Origin of the sequence: Inquilinus limosus MP06 (genome assembly GCF_000767795.1) — a bacterium.
Taxonomy (GTDB): domain Bacteria; phylum Pseudomonadota; class Alphaproteobacteria; order DSM-16000; family Inquilinaceae; genus Inquilinus; species Inquilinus limosus_E.
This window is the reverse complement of record NZ_JANX01000658.1, coordinates 1-3,119: the sequence shown is the minus strand read 5'-3', so window position 1 is coordinate 3,119 and position 3,119 is coordinate 1. Positions and strand designations below refer to the sequence as shown.

Annotated in this window: 4 protein-coding genes; 1 reads left to right on the top strand and 3 read right to left on the bottom strand. The window is 69.3% G+C overall.

The annotated features are described in order from the left end of the window. Positions 1-1,219, bottom strand: a 1,219-nt coding sequence (locus P409_RS30390; protein ID WP_034847249.1) for an amino acid permease, incomplete at its 3' end; no start/stop codon positions are given. 145 nt (positions 1,220-1,364) lie between these two features. Between P409_RS30390 and P409_RS30385 the strand changes: the two genes are divergently transcribed. Further along, positions 1,365-1,622, top strand: coding sequence for a hypothetical protein (locus P409_RS30385; protein WP_152613631.1), 258 nt, complete (start codon positions 1,365-1,367; stop codon positions 1,620-1,622). A gap of 13 nt (positions 1,623-1,635) precedes the next feature. Here the strand turns inward: P409_RS30385 and P409_RS30380 are convergent, their stop codons facing one another. Continuing rightward, positions 1,636-2,601 (bottom strand): ABC transporter substrate-binding protein, encoded by a 966-nt coding sequence (locus tag P409_RS30380; RefSeq protein ID WP_034847245.1) that lies wholly within the window; start codon positions 2,599-2,601, stop codon positions 1,636-1,638. Between the two features lie 101 nt (positions 2,602-2,702). Continuing rightward, the gene (locus tag P409_RS30375; RefSeq protein ID WP_034847243.1) at positions 2,703-2,924 is read right to left on the bottom strand and encodes a hypothetical protein; all 222 of its coding nucleotides are present in this window, start codon (positions 2,922-2,924) and stop codon (positions 2,703-2,705) included. Between the last annotated feature and the right edge of the window lie 195 nt (positions 2,925-3,119).

The window sequence follows — 3,119 nt, the reverse complement described above, 5'->3', positions numbered from 1 at the left end:
CGATGGTGAGGAGGGTGAGCACGGGGAACAGCCACATCCTCACCCGCAGCCGCTCCGGCGGCGTGCGCGGGCGCAGCACCAACTGCGACACGGCGATCATCAGATAGACGAACAGGATGACGGCGCCGGAGGAGTTCAGGAGGAACAGGAACACCGTGTCCGGCGAGACATAGGCGGCGATCACCGAGAGATAGCCGATCAGGGTGGAGGCCAGGATCGCCCGCGCCGGCACGCCGCTCCGGGTCGTCCGGGTCAGGCCGCCGGGGGCCTCGCGCCGGCCGGCCAGCACGAACAGCATGCGCGACGCGGTGTAGAGGCCGGAGTTCAGGCAGGACAGCACCGCAGTCAGCACCACGGCGTTCATCAGGTCGGCGGCCCAGGCGATGCCCATCCGCTCGAAGGCGACGACGAAGGGCGACTGCTTCGGCGCCAGGCTGTCCCAGGGCAGGATTACCGTCAGGAGGAACACCGAGCCGATGTAGAAGATCAGGATCCGCACCACGACCGAGCGGGTGGCGCGCACCACCGCTCGCTCCGGGTCCTTGGCCTCGGCCGCGGCGATGGTGGCGATCTCGGCGCCGACCATCGAGAACACCACCACGACGATGCCGGAGAAGATCGCCCCGACCCCGTTCGGCAGGAACCCGGCCGTCGGCGTCAGGTTCGAGAAGTCCATGGCGTGGCCGGGCCACAGCCCGAAGACATAGGCGCAGCCCAGCAGCAGGAACACGACGATGGTCGCCACCTTGATGCCGGCGAACCAGTACTCGAACTCGCCGAAGGAGCGGACGGAGTAGAGGTTGGTTGCGGTCATCAGCAGCAGCAGGCCCAGCGACGCCGCCCACAGCGGCACGTCCGGCAGCCATTTCTGCAGCAGGCCGGCGCCGGCCACGGCCTCGAACCCGACCACGATCACCCAGAAGTACCAGTACAGCCAGGCCACGGTGAAGCCGGCCCAGTCTCCCAGCGCCAGCCGGGCATAGTCGGAGAAGGAGCCGGTGGAGGGGTTGGCCGCCGCCATCTCCCCCAGCATGCGCATCACCATGATGATCAGCACGCCGGTGACCGCATAGGTCAGGAAGGCGCCGGGGCCGACCGTGCCGATGATGGAGCTGGAGCCGACGAACAGCCCGGCGCCGATGACGCCGCCGATCGCGATCATGCTGAGATGGCGTTGCTGCAGGCCCTGATGGAGCCCGCCCTCCGGTGCCGCGGCCATGGCTGATCTTCTTGTTGTGGATCCGATGCCCGCCCTCCTAGCCTGATTTCGCCGGCTGCACACGCGATTTTGTCGAGAATGAGGCATCCTGGCCTGTACGCGACGCCGGCTGTAGGATTTCCGGCTGAGATCCAGGGAGATGTTCATGCCAAGCACCCTTGACGACGATGTGGCCCATCTCGCCCGGCTGGTCGGGCTGGCGCGTTCGGATCCCGAGAACATTCGCCTGCTGTCGCCGCGCGACGCCTGCGCGGTGGCGCTGCTGCTGAACCGCCTGGACCTGCTGCCGGAGACACAGCGCCATCCCCTCGCGGCATTCGAGCTGCTCGGCCCGACCGGGCAGGAGATGGTGCTGGACCTTTACCACCGCCGCGCCGGTTCGGACGCGTCGCAGGACGCCTGACGGCCGTGGGAGCTCAACGGATCACCGCACTGGCCCGCGCCAGCAGCGCCGGCGGGATGGTGACGCCCATGGCCGTCGCCGATTTCAGGTTCACGACCAGATCGGCCCCGCGGGCGTTCACGACCGGCATCCCGGCCGGATTCTCCCCCTTCAGCACCCGTACCACCATCGCCCCGGTCTGCAGGCCGACCTGGTAGTAGTCGAAGCCGAGAGTGGCGACCGCACCGCGGACGACGCTGTCGGTGTCGCCCGAAAACACAGGGATCCGGTTCTCGATGCCGACCCCGACCACCGCCTCGATCGCCGTAATGATGGTGCTATCGGTCGGGACGTAGATGGCGTCGGCCTTGCCGATCAGGCTCTGCGCCGCGGTGCGGACATCGCCGGTCCTGGCGGCCGGGGCCTCGAGCACGGCGATGCCCCGGTCCTGCGCCATCGCGCGCAGCGCCGCCAGGATCGAGACGCTGTTCGCCTCGGCCGGGTTGTACAGCACGCCGAGGGTCTGCACGCTCGGCATGATCTCCCGAATCAGGTCGAGATGGTCGGCCACCGGCGACATGTCGGAGGTGCCGGTGATATTGCCACCGGGGCGCTCGCGGCTGGCGACCAGCCCTGCGCCAACCGGATCGGTGATGGCGGCGAACACCACCGGGATGTCGCGCGTCGCCGCCGCCACAGCCTGGGCCGAAGGGGTGGTGATCGGCACGATCACGTCCGGTATCTGGCCGACGTATTTCCGGGCGATCTGGGCCGCCGTGGCCGGGCTGCCCTGGGCCGTCTCGTACTGGAAGACGAGGGTGTCGCCCTCCCTGTAGCCGGCCTCCGCCAGCGCCGTCTTCACGCCGTTGCGGACCGCGTCTAGCGACGGATGCTCGACGATGGCGGTGACCGCCACGACGGCCTTGTCGGCGGCGGATGCGGTGGCGGACAGCAGCGCCAGGGCGGCGCCGGCCGCGAGCGCCCGACCGATGATCTGCATGGGTGGTTCCCCGATGGTGACCCGGCGCCAGCGGCCGGGCGACCTCATTTACGCAGCCGGCCGAGGGGCCAGGTGTCCCGCGGGGAACAGCGCGAGGCGGCTCATCCCGGCGCCTGAAGCGCTGACGGCGCCAGCAGCAGGATGGCGCCGGCGGCGATCAGCACCAGCCCGGGCCAGTTCGCCCTCAGCCCGAAGCCCCACAGGCTGAAGGACCGCTTCTGGCGGTTGAACCGGCCGATCCAGATGGCCTGGAAGGCCGAATACACCAGCCCGGCGATGACCAGGAGCGCGCCGATCAGGGGCAGCAGCGCAGTCGACGGCATGCGACCTCCAACAGCGGTCCGCCCGGCGGAGAGGGAACGGCGCCGGACGGATCGACCATAGATCAACGGCACCGCGCCTGCCGCGGTTCCGGCCGCTGGACGCAAGCCCCAGGGGCCGGGGAGGAGAGGCAATACCATCGGTTTTGATCACCGGTTTCGCAGCCCTTACCGTCATTGCGACCCCGGCCTTGAGCT

Bases quoted from the DNA above. Each gene is read 5' to 3' on its own strand.
- P409_RS30385 (WP_152613631.1), top strand. From the start codon at position 1,365: ATGCCAAGCACCCTTGACGACGATGTGGCCCATCTCGCCCGGCTGGTC.
- P409_RS30380 (WP_034847245.1), bottom strand. From the start codon at position 2,601: ATGCAGATCATCGGTCGGGCGCTCGCGGCCGGCGCCGCCCTGGCGCTG.
- P409_RS30375 (WP_034847243.1), bottom strand. From the start codon at position 2,924: ATGCCGTCGACTGCGCTGCTGCCCCTGATCGGCGCGCTCCTGGTCATC.